The organism is Bartonella sp. SL320 (assembly GCF_059687635.1).
In genome coordinates, this window is record NZ_CM185143.1 from 326197 (window position 1) to 349183 (window position 22987).

Genomic DNA, 22987 nt, shown 5'->3' on the forward strand with positions numbered 1-22987 from the left:
GGTTTATTTAGGATGCGTACTTATACGAGCACGCGGCTCTCCGTTCACATTATACTGAAGTAAAGACACTATAGTTGTACTATTTAATTGTATTCTATAACTCAAACTCACCCCCATGTTTTGCAACTTTTGGGGTTGATCTGTATAAATCACGCGATATCCATTCCGCCGCAATAGCTTGATAAATAAAGGTGTAAAGTTGTCTACTGTATTACTTTTCTTTATAAGAATTGTTGTTGTTGCTGGTGGTAAAGGTCTTTTGATACTGCTAATAAAATCGTTAGCGACGAATTTTGCCTGTTTATTTGTAAGATTTTGATCCACATAATTTGATGAATAAACCCCTACAGATGCGCAGCCGGCCACCACCACAATAGGCGACAGAAATAAATATTTTAACACGCTTATTCCCCCTCTTTTAGTTCTATACCTTGATTATCAAGCTTTCCTGCGAAGCTCCTCCATTAGGAATAAGAATAACTTCGCTCATAACTTACGTTAACAATATATTGATTTTCAATCAAGCGGTAATTCATTCATGAATAATGGTTTTTACTTTAATTTAAAGTTGTTTGAAATGCTTTTTGCAGCGTGTCTTTTAAATAAACTGCTGCGTTGGGGATTGCGATACGAAAGCAATCTTTTGCGTTTGCATGTTAAGAGTGTGTCTTTTGGCACCATGATAAAATGCACCATGATAAAATGATGTGTTCGGTGTTGCTCTAGATTGACCAAATAAATTTTTAAACACGGCTTTTTGAAGGTTACCTTTTTTAAAATATACATAAGTACTTATGCTGTTTGCTGTAAAATGTTATCGTTTGAATTGTTGTGTTGTAAGGCATAAGACTTTGCACATGTGATGTTTTGATGAGAATGGCTGGTCAATTATGGGAGGGGGGGCATTTTAGATCAGGCGCTTTCTGTCTGTTTTAGCCAATAGAGCGCACGGGGCCTGTTAGAGCGTGGCGCGTTGTTATTGTGCTGTCTTTCATGCTTATGAAGTAATAAGCCGGCACTATCACACTATGCCCCCAATGTTGCGACAGATCTTGGCACGTAAGACGGTTCATGAAAAACCATTTAAAATCCTTGTCTTATACAAATTTTATCCACACACTCATCCCGCTTGTTATGTGCAAATGAGTGGTTTTGATTGATTCAATATAAGCAGGTTTGAAATAAAGGAATGTTACATTATTCGGGACTCTCATTCAATATGAATAACGCTAGATTATCATTATAAATCAATTTATTATACGCTTTGAAGCATCATTTTGTTTATTCTTTGGCTAAAGCCTTTCGAAGAAAATTTGTGCCAAGCAAAATTTTAAGTCTTGTTCAGTGTGTTTTAAAAAACAGGAAGGAGCTTTATGGCTTCTTTGCGCGCTTTTTCTTGTTGTTTTTTGTTCATGCCTTGGAGCATTATTTCAAGATCAGGGGCTTGCATTTTTGCCTCCTTTGCAAGCATATACCATGCTGCTGCCATGATCATATCGCCTTTTGTTCCGATGCCGTCGCGGTAAAGTCTTGCAAGAGAAATTTGTGCTGGGGCGATCATTTTGGTCGCATTGTGAAGCAGTAAATGAAAAGCACGGTTAAAGTCTTTTTTTCCTCCACGGCCTTGTATAAGCCATTGTGCTAAATGAAGTTGAGCTTTTAAGTGGTTGTTTTGAGCAGCGACTTCCATGAGCCTGCGGGCGTTACGATCATCTTTTGGTTGATTTAAAGTGCCTAAGGAAAGAATTTTTGCCGCTGCAAAAGCCGCTTCAGCATCTCCAAGAGCAGCTCCTTTTAAATGCCATTTTAAGGCTTGTTCAATGGCTTTATTTTCACGGCTTGAGGAAGAGACGCCGGGGAGATTTTGTTTTTCCTGTGAGGCTTTATAAAGAAGCAGTTGTCCATAATAAAAATAGGCTTCCTTAACGCCTGCGTTGACAGCTTTTCGAATAAATTGTTCACCAAGTTCTTGGTTTTGTTTTACAAAATGGCCATCAAATAACATCAGTCCATAGCGAAGCTGGGCTTGGGGTTCCCCTTGTTTTGCAGCGCGTTCAAACCATAAAGCAGCCCGCGCACCGTCAATAGGAACAGCGCATCCTTCCATATAAATTCGCGCAAGAAGCGTTTGAGCAAAAGGATCATTTTTTTCAGCACGCCGGAGGGCTTCTCGAAAAGCTTTTAAATAATAGCCTTGAATGTAATAGTCATAGGCTTGGTCATAATCTCCAGCTTTTAAGGGTTGAAAAGGTTCTTCTGGGGGTGAAGATTCTTGAATCGTATTGAAAGAGCGTTCAAAATTTGAGAGTTCTTCAGTGTTGCCAGCAGAATTGACAACAGAACTTGTCAATCCTATCAGGGCGACCATCAGCACTTTAACGCTTTTCTTGATCATCAATGTCTCCTCCTCATTACCAATCGGGATTTTCACATTTTTCTTTTATGATATCAAGTATGAGAAAAAGAATTATCTTGCGTCAAAATACTTCTCTTCAAGGGTATAGATTTATATGTGTTTTTTTCTTTCGCATCAAAAGTTTTAAAAGGTTGCAAAATTATTCCCTGCTTGAACAACAGTATGGACTTTTATAATTTCTGTCTCCACCCATGCTTATGGCAATATTTGGCTCACTGAAAATTGTGGTGGTAAGCGTGTGGTTTTTTTTAATGCGCTTTATTCCCATGATTTAATTAAGGTTTAAGAGGCTGCATAGCCTATTTTTTCGTCAAAACACGGGTTATTTAGGGCAGTAATACAAGCATCGTAAACTGACAAAGTAAGCCATATTGAAGTGTTTTTAGTGTGTGTGGTTAGTCTTTAAGGAAGCACTTGTTCCTAGAGCTGATGCAAGTGAACCGCATGAGTGGTCAAGTAGTGGAAACGAGCTCCAAAAGATATTAAACTTTTTACAGATTGAAAAATTGTAGGAGACTTTTCCTTTTTATGTATATTTAATGCATTGATTTATAATGATAAACTATCTTTTTTTAGTTTGAATCATAACTCTGAATATTGTAAGATTTTCTCATCACAATCCCTCTTATATTAAATCAATTCATATCACTTGCTTGTACGTCAAAAGTGCGGCTAGTGTGTCGGTAAAAATTGCTAAAGAAAGGACTAAAAATGGTTTTTCATGAACCGTCTTACAAGCCCAAGGGTTGGTCCGCAACACTCAAAGGTTGGCAAATATAACGATGGTGCCGGCTTGTGATGGTACGTCAATAACGGAGCGTGTGAGAGCGTATAGCGCTCTATATCATGATGCTGGGTTTCATTTTGATTCAATGAAGAGAGCAGAATATTAGAGAGTGTGTAGGCTTTATGCGTGCGTATCGCGTTATAGAGCGTGTGGTGTATGCTATCGCATCATTTTAGTTTGCATGTTCATCAGAGATGAGCTGTAAAATAGCTTTTTGTTTTATCGAAGTGAGCATTCTAAATCTTGAAGCAGCAGGTATTCTTCTGTATTTGAGATGATTTCATCGTGATGGTAGGGGGGCTGTTTTTTTGTGATGATATCCGCGTAAAAAAAGGAAATCGGAACCTTCAAAATATCAGCAATTTCCATTAAACGCCCTGCGCTTACACGATTTAAGCCGTTTTCATATTTTTGAATTTGTTGGAAGCTTATTCCTAAAGCATTTCCTAAAGTTGTTTGAGACATGTTGAGCATTTTTCGTCTCAAGCGAATTTTTTTGCCAACACAAAGATCGATATTAAGATTTTGGGATTGCATTTTTCCCTCCCGCCGGTTGCGAGCGCCCTCGCATAAGTATTCCGGGAGTCTAAAATACTGAAACCTAATCAGCCTTTTTGCTTTTAGTGCGTAAAACGCACCTGGACATAGCAAAAACTCCCGGAATTCCGGGATACCCACAAAGTAGGGTAGATTCACGCGTAGGTTTCAGGGTTTTAGAGCCCTCTTGGTCGTTGCGTATGCGACCAAAACACCTTTTAGTGTGTAAAGTAATTTGAGGAACTTTACAATAAAAAACAGCTTTTTGAATGAGAGGTGATGTGTTTTGCATGAAGGCAATAAAATAACCACATTGAGAGAGGCTTTGAACAACGCGTGGTACGCCTTATAGTGCGTATCGCGTTATGGAGAGCGTGGTGTGCGCTATCGCATGATGTTAGCTTGCATTCTCATCAGAGATGAGCTGTAAAAAGGCTTTCTTTTTTACAGTAGTGAGCGTTCTAAATCTTTTAAGAAGCAGATATTCTTCTGTATCCGAGATGATTTCATCGTGATGGTAGGGGGGCTGTTTTTTTGTGATGATATCCGCGTAAAAAAAGGAAATCGGAACCTTCAAAATATCAGCAATTTCCATTAAACGCCCTGCGCTTACACGATTTAAGCCGTTTTCATATTTTTGAATTTGTTGGAAGCTTATTCCTAAAGCATTTCCTAAAGTTGTTTGAGACATGTTGAGCATTTTTCGTCTCAAGCGAATTTTTTTGCCAACACAAAGATCGATATTAAGATTTTGGGATTGCATTTTTCCCTCCCGCCGGTTGCGAGCGCCCTCGCATAAGTATTCCGGGAGTCTAAAATACTGAAACCTAATCAGCCTTTTTGCTTTTAGTGCGTAAAACGCACCTGGACATAGCAAAAACTCCCGGAATTCCGGGATACCCACAAAGTAGGGTAGATTCACGCGTAGGTTTCAGGGTTTTAGAGCCCTCTTGGTCGTTGCGTATGCGACCAAAACACCTTTTTATTCATAAAGTAATTTGAGGGGATTGGCAATAAAAATGAAGAGAGCTTTTTAAGCGAATTTTTTTGCCAATGGGAACGTGATTTTGAGAGTTTCTGGTTTGGCTTCTCCTACCTTGTGCGAGCGCCATGCGTATTCCGGGAGTTAAAAACACTGACCTCGAATCAGCATTTTGCTTTTAGTGCTGGTAAGCACCTGGACATAGCAAAATCTCCCGGAATTTCACACACTCGAAAAGCGGGTGTATTTTTACGCTAAAGCTTAGATTTTTCAGAGTTCTCTTGATTATTGCGTATGCGATCAAAACACTTTTTAATCCCTAAAGCCATTTCAGAAACTTTACAATAAAAATAAAGAGAGCTTTTTAAGCGAATTTTTTTGCCAATGGGAACGTGATTTTGAGAATTTCTGGTTTGGCTTCTCCCGCTAGGATTTCGAGCACTCTCGCATGAAGTATTCCGGGAGTTAAAAACACTGACTTGACTCAGCATTTTGCTTTTAGTGCTTAAAAAGCACTTGGACATGGCAAAATCTCCCGGAATTTCACACACTCGAAAAACGGGTGTACTTTTACGCTAAAGCTTAGATTTTTCAGAGCTCTTTTGATTATTGCGTATGCGATCAAAACACTTTTTAATCCCTAAAGCCATTTCAGAAATTTTACAATAAAAATAAGTTCTTAAGATCAAAATTTGTTTTTTAATGAGAGGTTATCGGTTTCTCAACTTTTCTAGAACGATGACCAAAATGATGATATCAGCCGCGTGTTTGTGGAGAGGGATAAAAAAACTTAAGTTTTAAGATCAAAAAAACTTTTGATGCTTAAAAAATTAAACGTTTTCAATACTCTAATATTGATACCATAAACCATAGCCATTATCTTCAATATTAAGGAAAGGATAAGGACATAGAGCTATGAAGACCACCCTTTCTCCGTTCATTTCAGAGTTCGAAACCGTTGAGCAGGAAAAAAGCTACACGACATGGTTGCATGATAAGGTCGCGATAAGTCTTGCAAATCCATCTCCTTCTATTCCGCACGATGAGGTTATGGCTGAAATGGAAGTTATCATAGATCAACTTGAAGCTGAACAGAAACAGTGATGCTTCTGATTGTTTGGTTGCCTTCGGCTCGTAATGATTTGCGTTAGATTTTAACTTACATTGCTCGCGAGAATCCCTTCGCTGCACGCTGAATGAAAAGGTTATTGAAAGAATCTGTACTGCCATTGGCTGAACATCCCTACCTGTACAGACAGAGTGAGAAGGTGCTCGGATTGCGAGAAATTATAGCGCATCCAAATTACCTTATATTGTATCGAGTTGCTGCAAATCAAAGCGAAATTATCGCTGTCGTACATGCGCGACGTGAAGTTCCTACTTCTCTTTAATTGCCTACTTCTCTTTAATTGAATGAGAGGCTATTCTTGCTTCTCAACTTCTCTGGAACGATGACCAAAGCCATGATATCAACCCCGTGTTTGTGGAGAGAGTTAAAAAGCAGGAAAAAAATAGAGTTATTTTGCGTATGGGATAGTGCTTGCTTAAAGTAAATTACGAGTGAATAAAGTATACTTTCAAAATTAAAGATGAGTGTTGTTTAAATTTATAATGCATCAATTGCATCTGCATCTAAAGAGAAGCCTGCTTTTTTTAACCGCTTCATAAGTTTAGGAAATGTTTCTTTTATGTCTTCTTTAAAAGAAAGGTAGTGAACTCCATTAACATCTGAAGGTATTTCAACACCTTCTTTGTATAAAATAGCAATTCTATCAAGAGGAAGCACGCCGACTAACATACCCATTTCGAAAACAGTGTTTTGTCGTGCACGATCTTTGGCCTTTGTTTCACCGTCAGTCTTCGCATAACCCACGTCATCAGGTGTTAGCAGTACAATACCAAACCCTATAGAACCATTACAAATTTCTTGTTTCAAAGTTTCAATGATGGGTAAACCATTACCACTCGTATTTTGTAGAATGTATGGATCGAGCCTAAGTTTGAGAAGAGCATTTTCAAGCTTTGTTAAGGAGACATGATCATGACCATGAACGATAAAAATTTTTTTATTTGATGTATTGGAAGCAATCTTTGGAGTTAAATCTTCTTTTAACTTTCTTGCAGCGGATGCTTTACCTTGAAAGTTAAGTGTTCCTGTACTTTCATACCAATTAATAATTCCTCCACACGAGGTTTTGATCTGATATCTTCCAGAAGAATTATGTAAGAGAGGTTTAGCGTCTAGAATGCAATATCCAGCATTGCAAACTATCTTTTGAAGATCTTCAAACGTTCCTCTGTATTTATATTCCATTTTTATATCCCCTTTATATTTTTATCATCAGTTGTTTGTATTCACTATTGATATGAGAAAATGATGATTATCCCCCAATCGTAATGGTTTTTTTTATAAGCATTGAATTAGAAAGCTTTTATGATCCTTCTTTCTATATATTATGATATTATGTCAAAAAAATTCGCTAGCTTTTTCAGCTCGTTTGATTGGAATTATGAAGCAATTTTATTGAGTTTTAAGGTACGCAAAACGTATTTTTATTCTCTTTATCTGTTACCGTGTGTCCACCATAGGTAATATAGTGGTCGCTGTAGTGTTGTTTTTAACGCTTTCTTTATAAATTCTTCCCGTATTAAAAGGGGGGCGCTTTTGCGTTGTTTTAAGCAGGGGAAAGGGGATGTCGTTGGCAAAGATGATATCTTTAACGGCAATGAATTTACAGGCGGTCTCTTCATCAAATGTTGCACAAACATTTGATGATTGAAGAAGAGTAATTGTTTCTTTTTAGACTATAGAATGTGTGTGTCTGCAAGATGTGGCGGGGTGGGGTGCGTGTTCAAGAGTATGCTTTAGTTTGTTTTTTCCTTTACAAGAGTCAATGAAAAAAAGAAGAGCTTTACAAGGGGAAATTTTTACATTTTTCTTGGCAAATTTCAAGCAAAGCTAAGGGGGTGTCGTTGGCAAAAATAATTTCTTCTACGGCAACGAACTCGCATCCCGTCTTTAAGGCTTCATCAAAGGTTGCAAAATCGCTTCCTGCTTGAATAATGGCGGGGGTTTCCATAATCTCTGCCCACCATGTGGCTAACTGAAGATTGCGGGGGTGCGGTTGGGGTTTTTTATCAGCTCCTAATTTGCCAAAGAGAAGATAATCAACCCCTGTTTCTGCGGCAAGCATAGCACTATGGCGATTGCGTAAATTGCCAAAGCCGATGATTTTTTGTTCCTTTTGCTGATTTTTAAAGCTTTCAAGGGTGTTCAGATCATCTTCTATGTGCAAACCATCAGCTTTTATGCGTCCGGCAATGCGGCTGTCACCAGCAATAACAAGAGCAGCATCATTGTTTTGAATATCTTCTGCGTAAGTTTGAGCTTGTCGTTGTAAAAAAGAACCATCATCTTTTTGCTTTTCAGAATCATAAAGAATGACACAGGCAAAAGATTTGGTTTGCAAAATCGGACGCAAAAAACTGTCTGGGGTATTGCGTCGAACATCAAGTGTTAAAACCAACTGAGGAAACAAAGGCGATTCAATCGGTTTGTTTTTTTGTTGTGTCATGTCAAATTCCTGTTTCTTTTTAAATAACATTTAAAAATTAAAATTTCATCCTATCTTGTTTGCGATAAAGGGCACCATCATTTTATCTAACTTTTTATGGTGCGTGGAAATTTGTGGTGCGTGGAAATCCATTTATGAATAAATCCATTTAATTGAGTAATGAGCGTTTTTTTGAGTATAATTTGAGTATAAAATGTTGCCTTTTGTTGTGCGCGATGCAGGGTGGTTTTTTATTCTTTTTCTTTAAAAAAATGATGCTTATAAAGCAACTTGACTCTTCAAAATTAAAGTTTATTCTTACATTGTTTTTATTGTTTTTTTTGCGATGAGGATCACCACCGTTTTTAGGTAATTTAAAGGGGTAGGGTGTGTGGGAGTCAGCTGATGAAGCACCAAAGTATTCTTGAGCATAATACACAACATTTCCATCGTGATACACGCATTGACGTTTTTCGTGCTTTAGCCTTATTGACAATTTTCATCAACCATATTCCTGGAACGCTCTATGAGCATATAACCCATAAAAATTTTGGTTTTTCTGATTCTGCTGAAATTTTTGTTTTGCTTTCAGGTGTTTCGCTGGGCCTAAGCTTTCAGGGGCAGTTACAGAACAAGCCTTTTATTTTTATTATCCAAAAACTTTGGTATAGGGCTTTGCAACTTTATGGGGCCTATCTTTTTACAACCTTTGTAACTTTAAGCCTTTTTTTAGGCGCCTTTTTCTTATGGAAAACAGAAAAACTGTTAATGATGAACAATGTGGGGCTTTTTGTCACACAGCCACTTACGGCATTTTTGCATAGTTTTAGCTTGGGGCATCAACTAGGCTATAATAATATTCTTCCGCTTTATATGGTTTTGATGTTTTTTGCACCTTTTATCCTATATTGGAGTTGTAAACAGACAAAGTGGTTGCTTTTAGGTTCATTGATACTTTATCTTATTTGCGGAGTTTATAAAATTGCTCCTCCTTCTTATCCTATAGAGGGAAAATGGTTTTTTAACCCTTTGTCTTGGCAACTTTTATTTGTCATAGGCTTGACCAGCACTTTAGCGCATAAACAAGGAAAAACAATCGCTTTTCAGTCCTTTTGGGTGGTTTGTGCGGCAGGATATCTCTTGTTAGCACTGTTATGGGTTCGCTTAAACTGGTGGGGCATTTTGGGGTGGTTGGGCTGGTCTTCTCCGTTGATCAATTTTAATAAAACTTTTTTAAGCTTACCACGTTTGCTCCATGTTCTTGCATTAGCTTTTCTTATTGTATGCTTGCCGCGTGTCAATAAATGGTTTTATGTTTCAGAGCAACATCCTTTAGCAATCTTAGGAAAACATAGTTTACCGGTCTTTATAACGGGAACTATTTTTGCGATGTTTGGACAAGTTGTAAAAACAGTGATGACAGGAACGTTTTTTTCCGATAGCCTCTTAATAATAACGGGTATTGTTTTGCAATTTGGCGTCGCTTATTATTGTGAAAAACGTCGATTTTTGCAGGGCTCGTTTCCAAGGAAACTGATCCGTTTGTAAAAAAACGGTTTCATGGTGGCTATTGTGCTGCGTTAACCTTAGTATAAAAAGTGCGTTGCGCAAAAAATGTAAAAGAGGTAGTCAATTAAAAAAAGCATTCTATACAGTAACAAAAGAAACTTTTTAGGACTCTATTCGTTGAGTGGGGTAGTGTTGAGTGGTGTGGTTTTGTGCTGATATTTGGAGTATAAAAGCGTGAGCGTACATAAACGTCCCTATGATGAACCCATTATCATGATTGAGCATAATGCTTTTGAAAATGCTTTTAATCGTCTTTATGAAGAGACAATGGCACTGATTGAAAAAACAGCAGCCTATATCGATTCAGAAGGGAAAGTCGTGGCACGTTCCCTTTCGGCAGAAATTTCTGCAATCTATGCAAAAGAGGCGATGTATTTAAGTACACGACTTATGCAAATTGCCTCTCAACTCCTTCTCCTTCGGGCAGAGCGTGAAGGGGAAATGTCACCAGAACAAATAAAAAAAGAAATCGTAAAAGTATCTCTTCATACTCCGACATTGGAATTTGAAACCCCGCATTGGAACGAACTACCAGAAATTTTTCGCCAATTTGTTGCGCATTCACTGCGTTTAGAGGCACGTATAAAATATATGTGTGCAGGGTGGGAAGCTGCTGCTGCTTGTTCCTTAGAGGATGAAAATCCCGTGGGAAAACAAATTGAATTGCTGAAAACAGCCTTTGGACGTTCTTAAAAAATATTTCCTTAGTTTTTGTTCATTCACTCTTAATTTTAGAGGTATGCACATTTTCGTTTAGGATATGTTGCTGTGGTTTATGCGCTTGATGCTGCGGTTTATGTGTTTTGGTTAAGATAGGGCAGCTTTTATCTTGAACGATGATAATTGGCTGGGAAGACAAATCGAATGACTAAAAAACAGCTTTGCGGGGGAGATATTTTCTTGCTTTGCGCGAAGGGGAAATGTCAGCGGAACACATACAAAAAGAAATTGTAAAAGTATCTCTTCATACTCCGACATTGGAATTTGAAACCCCGCATTGGAACGAACACCCAGAAATTTTCCGCCAATTTGTTGCGCATTCACTCTCGTTTGAGAGGCACGCATAAAATCTATGGTGTGCGGGGTGGTGGGAAGCTGCTGCTGCTTGTACTTGAGATGATGAAAATCCGAGGGCAAACAAATTGAATTGCTGAAAACAGCCTTTGGACGTTCTTAGAGAATATTTTCTTGGGCTTTTTTACCTATTTGCTCTTAATTTTAGAGGCATGCACATTTTCGTTTAGGATATGTGGCTGTGGTTTATGCGCTTGATGCTGCGGTTTATGTGTTTTGGTTAAGATAGGGCAGCTTTTATCTTGAACGATGATAATTGGCTGGAAAGGCAAATAGAATGACTAAAAAACAGCCTTTCGGGGGAGATATTTTCTTGCTTTGCGCGAAGGGGAAATGTCAGCGGAACAAATAAAAAAAGAAATTGTAAAAGTCTTGTCTCATACCCCGACATTGGAATTTGAAACCCCGCATTGGAATGAGCACCCAGAAATTTTCCGCTAATTTGTTGCGCATTCACTCTCGTTTGAGAGGCACGTATAAAATCTATGTGTGCGGGGTGGGAAGCTGCTGCTGCTTGTACTTGAGATGATGAAAATCCGAGAGCAAAGCAAATTGAATTGCTGAAAACAGCCTTTGGGCGTTCTTAGAGAATATTTTCTTGGGCTTTTTTACCTATTTGCTCTTAATTTTAGAGGCATGCACATTTTCGTTTAGGATATGTGGCTTTGGTTTATGCGCTTGATGCTGCGGTTTATGTGTTTTGGTTAAGATAGGGCAGCTTTTATCTTGAACGATGATAATTGGCTGGGAAGGAAAATTGAATGACTAAAAAACAGCTTTTCGGGGGAGATATTTTCTCTGTTTTGCGCGAAGGGGAAATGTCAGCGGAACACATACAAAAAGAAATCGTAAAAGTTTCTCTTCAGATACCGACATTGGAATTTGAAACCCCGCATTGGAATGAGCACCCAGAAATTTTTCGCTAATTTGTTGCGCATTCACTCTCGTTTGAGAGGCACGTATAAAATCTATGGTGTGCGGGGTGGTGGGAAGCAGCTGCTGCTTGTACTTGAGATGATGAAAATCCCGTGGGAAATATATATCATCCATAGAGAAGCATCTTTAATACTTATGAATGTAGGTATCTTCTCTTTGCTTACTGGTGATGGTTTAAGCGTTATGACATTGAAGATGAGATAGGAGGTGAAGATGAAATAAAAGGAAAAATTTTATGCTTTATTTGGCTTATCTTATAAGGTGCGAATGGTTTTGTTCGAGTACATTTGTGTCTTATCAAGTATGTTCTATAAAGGTGCTGTTTGTTCGTGTATCATACTGTATAAATGCATGATGCGTGGCTGTCTTGATTCCTGGTTTTAGTTTTGCTGCTGTTTTCTTTGGGGGCGAGCCTTTATTCAAAAGGGGGAAATGTGTATAAACTGAAATTTATGGCAGAGACGATTCGTATTATAGGCATTGATCCCGGATTACGCTATACTGGATGGGGCGTTATCGATCTTGCGGGTAATCGTCTTCAGTTTGTTGCTGCAGGGACGGTTTCTTCTGATGTGCAGTGTGATTTAGCCTCCAGACTCTGTCAGATCCATAAAGGTCTTTCAGAGGTTGTACATCAATTTATGCCCCATGAAGCGGCGGTGGAACATGTGTTTGTCAACAAGGATGCGACAGCAACTTTAAAACTTGGGCAAGCACGTGCAATCGCGTTGTTGGTTCCTGCGCAAGCCAATCTTCCTGTTTTTGAATATGCACCCAACAAAGTGAAAAAATCAGTTATTGGTGTTGGGCATGGTGCTAAAGAACAAATCCATATGATGGTAAAAGTTTTGCTCCCACGGGCTGAATTTGATAGCAATGATGCAGCTGATGCTCTTGCGCTTGCTCTTTGTCATAGCATGCACCGTAAGAGTATTAACCAATCTTATCAGGCAAGGATGGTGATATGAGCCAGGATAGCGATATGATTGGGGTGGTAACATGATGGATAAATTAAAGAACACTCCCATATCTTTATCTTTGATGATTATAGCCTTTTGGATGTTGACGGTGTGGGGTATAGTGTTGTGTCACATTGGTTTTATATGTTTTATACAATGTGAGAGGATTGGCTGGTCTTATCAGGCAAGGATGGTGATATGATCGGGGTAAAAACATGATCGGTAAATTAAAGGGCACGCTTGAGCATATCTTTGAGGATCATATTGTTCTGGACGTTCATGGTGTGGGGTATGTTGTTTTTATCTCCAATCGGTTGCGTCCTTCTTTACCTGAAGTTGGGGAGGCATTAAGTCTTTTTATTGAAACCCATGTGCGAGAAGAGGCAATCCGCCTTTTTGGTTTTGCGACAAGAGCTGAACAGGAGTGGTTTTGTATGCTCCAAAATGTTCCAGGGGTAGGGGCAAAGGTTGCTTTGGCAATCTTGGGCACTTTATCACCTGATGAACTCGCACAAGCCATTGCTTTAAACGATGGGGCGATGATTAGTCGAGCACCAGGCGTTGGTAAAAAAGTCAGTGAAAGAATTGTGGGTGAGTTAAAAAGTAAAACACTTCCCTTTGAACAGGCGGTCAAGACTGTTTCGGTTTCTCAGAACGAGAGGACCAATCAACCTGCACAAGATGCGCTTTCCGCATTGATGACGCTAGGCTTTGAACGTGAGAAAGCCGCGCGGGCTCTTGCTCTTGCGATGAATGCTTTGGAGGGGGAAACCGTTTCGTCTGCTCTACTTATCCGTCATAGTCTCAAATTGCTTTCTTCTCCTACTTGAATAAAAGGTCACAATGCATAAAGATGAAGATCAACGCCTTTTGGGGGCTGCGCCCCTTCCTAACGATCCAGATCGTTCTTTAAGACCACAAGTTCTTGATGACTTTATTGGCCAAGAAGCGGCGCGGGCTAATTTAAAAATATTTATTGAAGCGGCAAAAACGCGGCAGGAAGCGTTGGATCACGTTTTGTTTGTGGGACCACCGGGACTGGGAAAAACAACGCTTTCACAGATTATGGCCAAAGAATTAGGTGTTAATTTTCGCTCTACTTCAGGACCGGTTATTGCTAAAGCAGGCGATTTAGCCGCTCTCTTGACCAATCTTGAAGAACGCGATGTTTTGTTTATTGATGAAATTCATCGCTTAAATCCAGCCATTGAAGAAATTCTGTATCCCGCCATGGAAGATTATCAACTCGATTTGATCATTGGAGAGGGGCCGGCGGCGCGCTCGGTTAAAATTGATCTGGCTAAATTTACTTTGGTGGCAGCAACCACACGGTTGGGGCTTTTGACCACACCGCTGAGAGACCGTTTTGGTATCCCCATTCGTCTTAATTTTTATACGATAGAAGAATTAGAATATATTGTGCAGCGCAATGCACGGCTTTTTGCCGTTAATATTAGTGATGATGGTGCGCATGAAATTGCACGCCGCGCCCGTGGGACACCACGCATTGCTGGACGGCTTTTACGGCGCGTTTGTGATTTTGCTTTGGTAAAACAGGCAAAACAAATTGACCGAAAAATTGCTGATGAAGCGCTTTCTCGCCTTGAGGTGGATCATCTTGGGCTTGATCCACTGGACCGGCGTTATTTATTCCTGATTGCGGAGACTTTTTTAGGGGGACCAGTGGGCATTGAAACGATTGCTGCTGCTTTATCAGAACCCCGTGATGCGATTGAAGATATCGTTGAGCCATATCTTCTTCAACAAGGCTTTATTCAAAGAACGGCGCGTGGACGCATTCTCACGGAAAAGGCTTGGAGCCATTTAGGACTTGTCGCGCCTGCTTCAACGTCTATACAAAAGCGTGCTCAACTTTCTGATGCTCAAGATAACGCTTCACTTCAGACGTCTTTATGGGATGGGGAAGAGGACTAAGGCATCTTTTTAAAGAAACTATGTGAATATTTTATAGCAAGGTCATAAAATACAAGAGGCATTTTTCTTATCTCTGTGTTCTGATCGAAAGGGTTTAGAACGCGTGAGGCTTTTGTATTTTTTGCTTTTCATAACTTCAACACAAAAATGTGTTCAATATTTTTATTGATAAACAATTTGCTATCTTAAGTGATCTTATGGGACATAAAGTTAATGACAGAAATAACGCCTTTAAAGAGCAATAATACAAGTGCTTTTCATAATTTTCAGGTGCGCGTTTATGTGGCTGATACAGATTTTTCCGGGGTGGTTTATCATGCCCGTTATTTAGAATTTTTTGAACGGGGACGTTCAGAGTTTTTAAGGGATACTGGTTTTAATAATAAGATGTTAGCTGCAGGGGTTGAGGGGGAAAAACTATTTTTTGTTGTGCGTCATATGGAAATTAGTTTTTTAAGACCAGCCAAAATTGATAATCTTTTAGTGGTTAAAACACGTGTTGATCATATCCAAGGGGCGCGCTTTTTTATGGAGCAATCTATTGTGCATGAGGCGACTACGTTGGTAACAGCAAAAGTTGAAATTGCTTTGATTAATGAGGAGGCAAAACCGCGACGTTTACCCAAAGAGCTTTTTACAAAAATGCTGGGTTAAAAGTTTTGTGCAAAGCCGGGCATCATCGTTATATTTGTCAGCCCCCAATGTTGCAACAGATCTTGCATTAAGATGGTTCATAAGAGCCATTTTTAGTCTTTTCTTATACAAATTTATCCACACATTCATCCCGCTTTTGACGTGTAAGGGAATGATTTTGATTGATAATCGCCTTATTCAACTTGAATGGGATCCCTTAAGTGTCATAGAATTTTCTCATTTCCAACTCTTTTGTGAATTCATCAAAATCATTTTCTTGCATGTCATATTTTTTCTTGTCATAGGCAGGGCTGATGGGTGGATACAAAAAGGATTGAGAAAGGCATAAAGTGCCTAGCTTTTTAAGTGTCAAGACTGATTGCAAATTTTGCGTTAAAACGTTTATCCTATCATGCCGTAAAACACTGCTCTGATCGTTGGGTAATGTAAGGGGCTTCTTGTGAAAGTGAGGGATGAATATTTTAGGGAAGGATTTGCAGGCTGGAGACTACTCTTCTTTGAGAGACAGTGATTACCTTGTGAAATAATCAACTGAGAAATCCGCTAGAATCAGAAACCGGCGTGTTGACAGACCAGTGTTTATAGAATGGTGCGGAGGATCGTTTCATTTGCTGCTTTCTTTCAAGATGCAAAAGCGCCAAAACGTGAATCCGTAAAATGAACGGAAGTTTTGGTTTTTTTCATGCTTTTGCCTAATGTGAAATTAACCACCAAATTGCCTCCTGCTTTTTAGGGTGAAGTTCTCTAAAAGTTTTCAAAAGGGCGTGTTCTTTTTTGCTATAGGTTTCTTGCTCAGTGTGTAAGCAATGTTCTTTTGTGGGAAATTCTTTTTTTGAAATATCTGCATAAAAAAAGGCAATCGGAACATGCAAAATATCAGCAATTTCCATTAAACGCCCCGCGCTTACACGATTTAAGCCGTTTTCATATTTTTGAATTTGTTGGAAACTTATTCCTAAAGCATTTCCTAAAGTTGTTTGCGACATTTTGAGCATTTTTCGTCTCAAGCGAATTTTTTTGCCAACACAAAGATCAATATTAAGATTTTGAGATTGCACTTTATGCCCCCTCCGGTTGCGAGCGCCCTCGCATGAGTATTCCGGGAGTAGTAAAGTACTGAGTTCAGTCAGCCTTTTGCTTTTAGTGCGGTCGAGCACCTGGACATAGCAAAAACTCCCGGAATTCCGGGATACCCACATCAATGGGTTTATTTTTATGTATCGGACCTTAGGGTTTTTAATCCCCGTTGATCGTTGCGTATACGATCAAAAATACCCTTTTACTCATAAAGTAATTGGAGAGGATTGGCAATAAAAATGAAGAGAGCTTTTTAAGCGAATTTTTTTACCCACACAAAGATCGATATTAAGATTTTGGGATTGCATTTTTCCCTCCCGCCGGTTGCGAGCGCCTCTTATGCGTATTCCGGGAGTAGTAAAGTACTGAACCCTAGTCAGCTTTTTTGCTTTTAGTGCTGAGATGCACCTGGATATGGCAAAATCTCCCGGAATTCCAAAATAGCCACAAGAGTGGGCATAATTATATGCTCGGGTTTAGGGCTTCCTCTTGATCACTGCGTAGACGCTCAAAGTTACCTCATTAGTGAAGTACTTTAAGGAGATTGGCAAGACCAATTTTAGCAAGACCCATTAAAGCATTGGCTATGCTCTTATGCTGTAAAATAGTGCTGTTTGAGAGGCGAGGATCTGAAACCAATAGAGGGAATTTTCTTTAAGGAAAGCTGGTGTGTTGATAGATTATTTTTGGCAAAACGGTGCGGGGTTAGAAACTTTGTCTTTTGAGGTTGTGGGGGCTTTAGTGAGGTTGTGGGGGCTTTAGAAATAGGATTGGAGAAACTTTCTTTCTTTGAAAGGGAGAGATTAAAAATATTTTGGGCAGAATTTGCCTGTAGAGCCTTATGCAAGTAAACCGCATGAGTGCTCAGCAGGTGGAATTTTCTTCAGAGAAGCCGGACTGTTCACACGAGACTGGCGCTGGGTGGAGTTTTTGTTCTTTAAGGTGAGGGGCGGAAGTCAGAGTGGTGTAGCGTTCTTTTCATAAACGTAAAGTTATAAATGTAAAGATGGTGGAATAAGATTTTATATCATGCTTTATATGTCGTTATGGAGGGGGAGGCTTTATGGTTATCTTGTCGTTAATGCCGGTGCGAAATGGGGGAGGTGTGGATGTCTTTGATGATCATTTTTAAAAGAAATTTAAAAAACGGGTCTTGTTTTAGCGTATGGATTTATGTGAGACTAAAGTTTTTTAATTAAATTTAGAAACTGTAAAATAATCTGTTTTATAGAATTTTAAGAAATGCACCTTTCATTTAGAGGGATAAAAATTATGCTGCATGGTGAACTAACAAATCCGGAAACAATGGGAATGTTGCATTTGTTTATGCAAGCAAGTTTCGTTGTTAAAGCTGTTATGATTGGGTTGCTGCTTGCTTCCGTTTGGAGTTGGGCCATTATTTTTGATAAAATTTTTACGTATCGTAGAATACGGCGTGAAATAAAGCAATTTGAACGTACATTTTGGTCCGGCAAGGCGTTAGAAGATCTTTATGCTGCGTGTAAAAGTCAACGCACCAACAGCATATCTGCTGTTTTTATGGCGGCAATGACTGAATGGAAAAAATCTCTTGAAAAAGGAACCCATACATCGGCAAGTTTGCAAAGCAGAATTGATAAGGCGATGGATTTGACGCTGGGACGTGAAAGTGAAAAAATAGAATCAAAATTAAGTTTTCTTGCAACCCTTGGATCCGCAGGACCCTTTATCGGTCTTTTTGGAACAGTGGTTGGTATTATGGAGTCTTTTCTTTCTATTTCAGCTTCTCAAAATACATCTCTTGCCATTGTAGCACCAGGGATTGCAGAAGCACTTTTGGCAACCGCTATTGGTTTGTTTGCGGCAATTCCAGCCGTTATTGCCTATAATAAGTTGATCCATGAAAGTGCCCGCATCATTGCACAAATAGAAAACTTTGCTGATGAATTTTCAACAATTGTATCGCGGCGTATTGATGAAACACACGCTGCAACGTCCTCTTTATAAAAAGGAGCTTGTCCTATGGGCATTTCTGTTGCTTCTTCTTCTCGAAAAAATACCCGTAGACGGAATCGTTCACAAAAACAGCTGATGAGTGAGATCAATGTGACTCCTTTTGTGGATGTCATGCTGGTGTTGCTTATTATTTTTATGGTCTCTGCGCCCCTTTTGGTGAATGGTGTTCCTCTGGATTTGCCACGGAGTCAAGCCGGCCCTGTGCGTGCGCAAAAAACACCTCTTACGGTTTCACTTGACGCACAAGGACGCTTTGCTATTCATCAAGAGTATTATGAAACTTCACAAGAGCTAATTGCACAGCTTAAAGCGCTTCTGGAAGCGGATGCAACACAAAAAGATCAACGGATTTTTGTGCGGGTTGCTAAAACTGTTGAATATCAACAAGTCTTAAAATTGCTCGCAGATATTCAAAAAGCAGGCTTTTCTCAAGTTGCGTTGGCAAGTCTTGCGCAATAACAAACTTTTTCATAAGTTATTGTTTTTTATGTTTTTTTAATAGCACAGAGTGATTAAAAATGAAAAAATGTAAGGTATAAATTAAGGCATAAAGAATGAACAAAGACTCCTATCATAGCATGAAACGAGGCTTGGCTTTATCCCTTGTGGTCCATGTCATTTTTCTCAGTTGGGGTGCTGTTCAGTTTACAAACTCTGTTTCTTTACCACAACCCTTGGAAGCAATTCCCATCACTCTTGCTCCTTTGATGGAAGAGTTTTCTTCTCAACAAGGTGCTGTGAAAGCGCCGCTTCGTGCAATCCCTGCCGTTAAACCAACGACTGCCCCCCAAGAGATAGAGGATGCACGCCATGTTGGAGAGGGCAAAATAGATAGTCTTGCACCTTTTCAACCAAAGGAAAAGCCGCGTCTTGTTGAGACCACATCATCGCCACCAAGCAATACGTCAGAAACCTCCAAACTTACAGAACCAGTGGAAACAAAAACAGAAGAGGCGCCCAAGCCTGCACCTGAGGAACCTTTGGAAACACCAGAAGAGGCGCCCAAGCCTGCACCTGAGGAGCCTTTGGAAACACCGAAAAAGGCGCCCAAGCCTGCACCTGAGGAGCCTTTGGAAACGCCAGAAGAGGCGCTTAAGCCTGCGCTTGAGGAGACTTTGGAAACACCGAAAGAGGCGCTTAAGCCTGCGCCTGAGGAGACTTTGGAAACACCGAAAGAGGCGCCCAAGCCTGCGCTTGAGGAGACTTTGGAAACACCGAAAGAGGCGCCTAAGCCCGCGCCTGAGGAGACTTTGGCAGCGCCAGAAGAGGCGCCTAAGATACAAAAGGAACCAGCAGAGCAGGTTGTTCATCAAGAGCCTAAAATTGCACTTCCAGAAAAACCTCTTCTTCCACAGTTTAAGCCAAAGTTTGACAAAGAATCCTCAATGAAGAATGGGGCTACATTAAATCAAAAGACGCCAAAGTCTAACAAGAAAAATCAAGAAAAACAAACCATTGAAGATATTTTAGCGATGGAAGAAAATAATTTGCTCAATCGTGCACGAACACAGGGAGGGGGCGCAAAACGTTCTGATACACCAGAAGCAATGGGGGCAAGAAAAAACATTAATGATACCACAAAAATGGCACAAACATTGGTCAATATTGCGGGGGGATGTATTCAACAGAAGCTTAAACTTGTTGCGCTTGGTGGCGATTTAAAAAACCGTCCTGTTGTGCGGTTGCGCTTTTATTTAGACCGTGACGGGATGGTTATGGGCGATCCTATCATTGATCCCGTAAGCGGTCTTGAGAGCCAACAAGCAATTATGATAAGGCAGGTATATGCGGCTGTCTTTTCATGCCAACCTTATGCGGATCTTCCGCGTGATCAATATGACCTGTGGGGGCAGGGTTTTGACTTTAATGTTGATCCCCTCCAAGAAATAAGATGACAAAAGAAAAGAGAAATCGGCTATGAAAGGACAAATTCCATGATAAGTACAACGAGACATAAAGTTTTTACGTGGTGTATTGTCACTTGTGGTTTGTGGCTTTTCAGTTCCTCATCAGTTTATGCGCAATTGAAAGGAACGATTTCGAGTGCTGATTTTAATCCCATTCCTATTGCCATTACGGATTTTATTTCCAATGATTCGATTGGATTGAAAATATCGGCTGTGGTGTCAGCTGATCTTGAACGCTCGGGGCTTTTTTTACCACTTGATAAGGAAAAATTTTTTGAAAGAATTTTGAACCCTAATAAACAACCGCATTTTGCTTCTTGGCAGAAAATAAAAGCCCAAGGTTTGGTGACGGGGCAAGTCATGAGAGAAAACGACGGGCGTTTGAGGGTTGATTTTCGTTTATGGGATGTTTTTGGGCAACGACAACTGAAAGGGCGGCGTTTTTATACCGCAACAGAACGTTGGAGACGTGTGGCGCATATGATCGCAGATGAGATTTATAGTGAGATGACCGGGGAAAGTGGTTATTTTGATACACGAATTGTTTTTATCGATGAGACAGGCCCCCAAAATGCACGCATTAAACGTTTAGCCATGATGGATCAAGATGGCGCAAATTTGATTTATATGTCTGATGGAAGTGAATTGGTGCTGACGCCGCGTTTTTCCCCCAGAAGACAAGAAATTACCTATATGGCTTATGAGGATAATCAAATCCCGCATGTTTATCTCCAACAAATTGAAATGGGGCAAAGAGAGTTAATCGGAACGTTTAATAACATGACAATTGCTCCCCGTTTTTCTTCTGATGGACAAAAAGTCATCATGAGTTTGTTGCAAAATGATGGAAGTGCAAATCTTTACACCATGGATTTGCGAACCCGTACAATGACACGGCTGACAACAACTTCTGCTATTGATACTTCTGCTTCTTATTCTCCGGATGGAAAACAAATCGTCTTTTCTTCAGACCGTAGCGGAAAGCCGCAAATCTATAAAATGAATGCCGATGGCACTAATATTCAGCGGATTTCTTCAAACGAGGGGAGTTATTCGACACCCATTTGGTCGCCACGGGGTGATTATATCGCCTTTACAAAACAATTAGCCGGACAATTTTCTATCGGTGTTATGCGCCCTGATGGACAAGGAGAACGAATTTTAACCACAGGGTTTCATAATGAAGGACCGACTTGGGCTCCTAATGGTCGTGTGTTGATGTTTTTTCGTAAAAATCCCGGTATGGGACCTAAAATTTATACCATTGACATTACAGGACGCAATGAACGTCAACTCCCCACACCCAATGATGCTTCTGATCCAGCATGGTCGCCATTGCTCAATGTACAATAAAAAAATACAATAAAAAAATGCTTGATGAAAATACAGAATATAGAGAAAATATATAAAGTCCAAAATCTACACAGTTTCCATGGTCTTTAAGAATTTAAAAGCAAGAATTTGTTACAGGAGCTTTTGTCAGTTTTACTCAGCTTTGGCTGTCGTGGTCATGAAACTTTCTTGAGAGGAAAACGTTTTTAAAAAACAATTTCCTTAAAAAAGATCGCTGTTTTGAGGTTTTTAGATTGCCTTTATTCTTCAAGCTATCGCTATAGATGTTTTTGACACTCCCTCTGATCTGGTTGGCTCAGAGGCCAGCTTGTGGTCAAGCAGGCTTTCTTTAGCTTTTCTGCTGATGTGTTTTTCTTTAACGAATGAGAAAACACCCTAGGGGAAAATCCTATCTTAAAGACTGTGGAGCACGTCTTTTAAAAAAACGTTGAATGACTCCAGAAATTTTAGATGCTTCAATGAAAGCGTAAGGCGAGCATTATACAAGCTCTAGAATGTTGCAATAGACTTACAGCCTTTTAAGGTAGTTCATGAAATGGTATTTTTAACCTTTTAAGTTTTATGGCACACGGGATTTTTCTGTTTAATAATATAATGTGTAAGCGCATGATTTTAATTGTCTCAATAGATAGATTGGGAATGAGAGAATTTGACGCTCTTTAAAGGCTATCATTTAAGTTTAATAACGCTAAACTCTTTTTATAAATCAATATGATAAGGTATATTTCCTGCAGTTGCAAGTAAATCTCATGCGTGAGAAAAGGAGTGCGTCTTAGAAAATCCAAATTGTTTACAGACCAGATTGGGGTAAAATTTTTATCACTTGAGGGGAGAGCGGATAAGGTTAATCTTAAACAACAAATTAGAGAGGGGTAGGGGCATTCTTAGAATACAGATAGAATATATAAGTAAAGCGTGAGCGTACGAAGTCTTGGCTTTTATCGTCAAAACTGTTTGAGAGTTGGAGGATGTTTGCTTTATGTTTTTTTTCAATGCCTTTTTTGGGGTAATGGGTTCTATTTTTTGCCATTGATTGTGGTTTTTTTGGCTGTGTAAAAATGAAACGCCATTGGGCTGCACATTCATGGGCTTATTTTAAAGAAACATCTCTCAACGCGTATCACACTCATTTAACGGCGTTGACTATGAATGGTATAACGATAAAGCCATTGGGTACTGCCATCTTTGAAGTTTGTGAAGAAGCAAGCCGGCACTATCATACATTTTGCTAGCTTTTTAGTGTTGCGATAGC

Annotated in this window: 18 protein-coding genes and 3 pseudogenes; 14 read left to right on the forward strand and 7 right to left on the reverse strand. The window is 39.6% G+C overall.

The annotated features are described in order from the left end of the window. Window positions 1-3: 3 nt before the first annotated feature. The 4 genes and pseudogenes from AC6ER8_RS01295 to AC6ER8_RS01310 form a co-directional block, all read right to left on the reverse strand. Entirely contained in the window at window positions 4-402 is a 399-nt protein-coding gene (locus tag AC6ER8_RS01295) for a conjugal transfer lipoprotein TrbH (RefSeq protein ID WP_497078693.1), read from the reverse strand. A 949-nt stretch (window positions 403-1351) separates the two neighbouring features. Beyond that, a complete protein-coding gene (locus tag AC6ER8_RS01300) occupies window positions 1352-2395 on the reverse strand; it encodes a tetratricopeptide repeat protein (protein WP_497078695.1) in 1044 nt (347 codons plus the stop codon). Window positions 2396-3375: 980 nt separating this feature from the next. Continuing rightward, window positions 3376-3774: pseudogene (locus AC6ER8_RS01305) on the reverse strand (helix-turn-helix domain-containing protein). Between the two features lie 363 nt (window positions 3775-4137). Further along, window positions 4138-4503: a helix-turn-helix domain-containing protein gene (locus AC6ER8_RS01310; protein ID WP_497078697.1), complete on the reverse strand. Its 366-nt coding sequence runs from the start codon at window positions 4501-4503 to the stop codon at window positions 4138-4140. 1134 nt (window positions 4504-5637) lie between these two features. On the opposite strand from AC6ER8_RS01310, the gene relB reads away from it, so the two are divergent. Beyond that, window positions 5638-5826, forward strand: coding sequence for a type II toxin-antitoxin system RelB family antitoxin (relB, locus tag AC6ER8_RS01315; RefSeq protein ID WP_497078699.1), 189 nt, complete (start codon window positions 5638-5640; stop codon window positions 5824-5826). Window positions 5827-5918: 92 nt separating this feature from the next. Beyond that, window positions 5919-6113: a type II toxin-antitoxin system RelE/ParE family toxin gene (locus AC6ER8_RS01320; RefSeq protein ID WP_497078701.1), complete on the forward strand. Its 195-nt coding sequence runs from the start codon at window positions 5919-5921 to the stop codon at window positions 6111-6113. A gap of 215 nt (window positions 6114-6328) precedes the next feature. Here AC6ER8_RS01320 and AC6ER8_RS01325 read toward each other — a convergent pair whose 3' ends face one another. Together AC6ER8_RS01325 and AC6ER8_RS01330 are read right to left on the reverse strand one after the other, a co-directional pair. Then, window positions 6329-7036: a TIR domain-containing protein gene (locus tag AC6ER8_RS01325; RefSeq protein ID WP_497078703.1), complete on the reverse strand. Its 708-nt coding sequence runs from the start codon at window positions 7034-7036 to the stop codon at window positions 6329-6331. 598 nt (window positions 7037-7634) lie between these two features. Continuing rightward, on the reverse strand, window positions 7635-8297 hold the full coding sequence (locus tag AC6ER8_RS01330) for a thiamine phosphate synthase (protein ID WP_497078705.1): 663 nt from the start codon (window positions 8295-8297) through the stop codon (window positions 7635-7637). Between the two features lie 384 nt (window positions 8298-8681). On the opposite strand from AC6ER8_RS01330, the gene AC6ER8_RS01335 reads away from it, so the two are divergent. The 8 genes and pseudogenes from AC6ER8_RS01335 (at window position 8682) to ybgC (ending at window position 15403) form a co-directional block, all read left to right on the forward strand. Continuing rightward, window positions 8682-9824 carry an OpgC family protein gene (locus tag AC6ER8_RS01335; protein WP_497078707.1) on the forward strand — a complete coding sequence of 381 codons (1143 nt, stop codon included), beginning with the start codon at window positions 8682-8684 and terminating at the stop codon, window positions 9822-9824. Between the two features lie 195 nt (window positions 9825-10019). After that, on the forward strand, window positions 10020-10538 hold the full coding sequence (locus AC6ER8_RS01340) for a DUF1465 family protein (protein ID WP_497078708.1): 519 nt from the start codon (window positions 10020-10022) through the stop codon (window positions 10536-10538). 209 nt (window positions 10539-10747) lie between these two features. Then, a pseudogene (locus AC6ER8_RS01345) lies at window positions 10748-11022 on the forward strand (DUF1465 family protein); the annotation flags it as partial. Between the two features lie 703 nt (window positions 11023-11725). Next, window positions 11726-11842 (forward strand): annotated as a pseudogene (locus AC6ER8_RS01350) (DUF1465 family protein); the annotation flags it as partial. A 465-nt stretch (window positions 11843-12307) separates the two neighbouring features. Continuing rightward, a complete protein-coding gene (gene ruvC / locus AC6ER8_RS01355; protein ID WP_497079705.1) occupies window positions 12308-12823 on the forward strand; it encodes a crossover junction endodeoxyribonuclease RuvC in 516 nt (171 codons plus the stop codon). Between the two features lie 206 nt (window positions 12824-13029). After that, window positions 13030-13644 (forward strand): Holliday junction branch migration protein RuvA, encoded by a 615-nt coding sequence (ruvA, locus tag AC6ER8_RS01360; protein WP_497078710.1) that lies wholly within the window; start codon window positions 13030-13032, stop codon window positions 13642-13644. Window positions 13645-13657: 13 nt separating this feature from the next. Continuing rightward, window positions 13658-14749, forward strand: coding sequence for a Holliday junction branch migration DNA helicase RuvB (ruvB, locus tag AC6ER8_RS01365; RefSeq protein ID WP_497078712.1), 1092 nt, complete (start codon window positions 13658-13660; stop codon window positions 14747-14749). 213 nt (window positions 14750-14962) lie between these two features. Further along, window positions 14963-15403 carry a tol-pal system-associated acyl-CoA thioesterase gene (ybgC, locus tag AC6ER8_RS01370; protein WP_497078714.1) on the forward strand — a complete coding sequence of 147 codons (441 nt, stop codon included), beginning with the start codon at window positions 14963-14965 and terminating at the stop codon, window positions 15401-15403. 692 nt (window positions 15404-16095) lie between these two features. On the opposite strand, the gene AC6ER8_RS01375 is transcribed toward ybgC, so the two are convergent. Next, complete coding sequence (locus AC6ER8_RS01375) at window positions 16096-16461, reverse strand: helix-turn-helix domain-containing protein (RefSeq protein ID WP_497078716.1); 366 nt, start codon at window positions 16459-16461, stop codon at window positions 16096-16098. 1291 nt (window positions 16462-17752) lie between these two features. Between AC6ER8_RS01375 and tolQ the strand changes: the two genes are divergently transcribed. The 4 genes from tolQ (at window position 17753) to tolB (ending at window position 21735) form a co-directional block, all read left to right on the forward strand. After that, window positions 17753-18466, forward strand: a complete 714-nt coding sequence (tolQ, locus tag AC6ER8_RS01380) for a protein TolQ (RefSeq protein ID WP_497078718.1) — start codon at window positions 17753-17755, stop codon at window positions 18464-18466. Between the two features lie 15 nt (window positions 18467-18481). Next, window positions 18482-18934: a protein TolR gene (gene tolR, locus AC6ER8_RS01385; protein ID WP_497078720.1), complete on the forward strand. Its 453-nt coding sequence runs from the start codon at window positions 18482-18484 to the stop codon at window positions 18932-18934. Window positions 18935-19029: 95 nt separating this feature from the next. Then, complete coding sequence (tolA, locus tag AC6ER8_RS01390) at window positions 19030-20370, forward strand: cell envelope integrity protein TolA (RefSeq protein WP_497078722.1); 1341 nt, start codon at window positions 19030-19032, stop codon at window positions 20368-20370. 39 nt (window positions 20371-20409) lie between these two features. Next, complete coding sequence (gene tolB / locus AC6ER8_RS01395; RefSeq protein ID WP_497078724.1) at window positions 20410-21735, forward strand: Tol-Pal system beta propeller repeat protein TolB; 1326 nt, start codon at window positions 20410-20412, stop codon at window positions 21733-21735. The last annotated feature ends 1252 nt before the right edge of the window (window positions 21736-22987 follow it).

Excerpts from the sequence above, each read along its gene's own strand:
- relB (WP_497078699.1), top strand. The coding sequence starts at position 5,638 with ATGAAGACCACCCTTTCTCCGTTCATTTCAGAGTTCGAAACCGTTGAG.
- tolB (WP_497078724.1), top strand. The coding sequence starts at position 20,410 with ATGATAAGTACAACGAGACATAAAGTTTTTACGTGGTGTATTGTCACT.
- AC6ER8_RS01320 (WP_497078701.1), top strand. The coding sequence starts at position 5,919 with ATGAAAAGGTTATTGAAAGAATCTGTACTGCCATTGGCTGAACATCCC.
- ruvA (WP_497078710.1), top strand. The coding sequence starts at position 13,030 with ATGATCGGTAAATTAAAGGGCACGCTTGAGCATATCTTTGAGGATCAT.
- AC6ER8_RS01330 (WP_497078705.1), bottom strand. The coding sequence starts at position 8,297 with ATGACACAACAAAAAAACAAACCGATTGAATCGCCTTTGTTTCCTCAG.
- ybgC (WP_497078714.1), top strand. The coding sequence starts at position 14,963 with ATGACAGAAATAACGCCTTTAAAGAGCAATAATACAAGTGCTTTTCAT.
- tolR (WP_497078720.1), top strand. The coding sequence starts at position 18,482 with ATGGGCATTTCTGTTGCTTCTTCTTCTCGAAAAAATACCCGTAGACGG.
- AC6ER8_RS01325 (WP_497078703.1), bottom strand. The coding sequence starts at position 7,036 with ATGGAATATAAATACAGAGGAACGTTTGAAGATCTTCAAAAGATAGTT.
- AC6ER8_RS01335 (WP_497078707.1), top strand. The coding sequence starts at position 8,682 with ATGAAGCACCAAAGTATTCTTGAGCATAATACACAACATTTCCATCGT.
- tolQ (WP_497078718.1), top strand. The coding sequence starts at position 17,753 with ATGCTGCATGGTGAACTAACAAATCCGGAAACAATGGGAATGTTGCAT.
- AC6ER8_RS01300 (WP_497078695.1), bottom strand. The coding sequence starts at position 2,395 with ATGATCAAGAAAAGCGTTAAAGTGCTGATGGTCGCCCTGATAGGATTG.
- ruvC (WP_497079705.1), top strand. The coding sequence starts at position 12,308 with ATGGCAGAGACGATTCGTATTATAGGCATTGATCCCGGATTACGCTAT.
- ruvB (WP_497078712.1), top strand. The coding sequence starts at position 13,658 with ATGCATAAAGATGAAGATCAACGCCTTTTGGGGGCTGCGCCCCTTCCT.
- AC6ER8_RS01310 (WP_497078697.1), bottom strand. The coding sequence starts at position 4,503 with ATGCAATCCCAAAATCTTAATATCGATCTTTGTGTTGGCAAAAAAATT.
- tolA (WP_497078722.1), top strand. The coding sequence starts at position 19,030 with ATGAACAAAGACTCCTATCATAGCATGAAACGAGGCTTGGCTTTATCC.